Genomic DNA, 919 nt, shown 5'->3' with positions numbered 1-919 from the left:
TCTCGCCGTACGAGTCGTACATCGCCGTCGCCGAGGCGCTGAACCGCCTGACCCCGGGCGACCACGACAAGAAGAGCGCGCTGTTCAACTCCGGCGCCGAGGCCGTCGAGAACGCCGTGAAGATCGCCCGCAAGTACACCGGCAAGCAGGCCATCGTCGCGTTCGACCACGGCTATCACGGCCGCACCAACCTCACGATGGCGCTGACGGCGAAGTCGATGCCCTACAAGAGCGGGTTCGGACCGTTCGCCCCGGAGGTCTACCGCGCCCCGGGGTCGTACCCGTTGCGTGACGGCCTCTCCGGCCCGGATGCCGCCGCTCGCGCGATCACCCTCATCGACAAGCAGGTGGGCGCCGACAACCTCGCCGCCGTCATCATCGAGCCCATCCAGGGGGAGGGCGGGTTCATCGTCCCGGCCGACGGATTCCTGCCCGCCATCGCGGATTGGTGTCGCGCCAACGGCGTCGTCTTCATCGCCGACGAGGTGCAGTCGGGCTTCGCCCGCACCGGCGCGATGTTCGCCAGCGACCTGTTCGGCATCGTGCCGGACCTGGTCACGACGGCGAAAGGCATCGCGGCGGGCATGCCGCTGGCCGCGGTGACCGGCCGAGCCGAGATCATGGATGCCGCCCACGTCGGCGGCCTGGGCGGCACCTATGGCGGCAACCCGGTGGCGTGCGCCGCCGCGCTCGCCGCGCTCGAGGCCTTCGAGAACGACGGCCTCGTCGAGCGGGCGCAGCAGATCGAGCAGCTCCTGCGGGGCCGTCTGGAACCGCTCGCCGCCGCCGACCCGCGCATCGGCGAGGTGCGCGGCCGCGGCGCGATGATGGCGATGGAGTTCGTCGATCCCGAGACGGGTGCGCCGGATGCGACGCTGACGGCCGCGGTCGCGAAGTCGGCCATCGCCGAGGGCGTCAT

1 protein-coding gene is annotated in these 919 nt (G+C 71.3%); it reads left to right on the top strand.

What is annotated here, in order from left to right; translation table 11 throughout:
• Positions 1-919, top strand: a 919-nt coding sequence (locus tag NQ160_RS24225; RefSeq protein WP_257517516.1) for an aminotransferase class III-fold pyridoxal phosphate-dependent enzyme, incomplete at both ends; no start/stop codon positions are given.

This window comes from Microbacterium sp. zg.Y909 (assembly GCF_024626565.1).
This window is presented reverse-complemented; position numbering and strand designations above follow the sequence as displayed.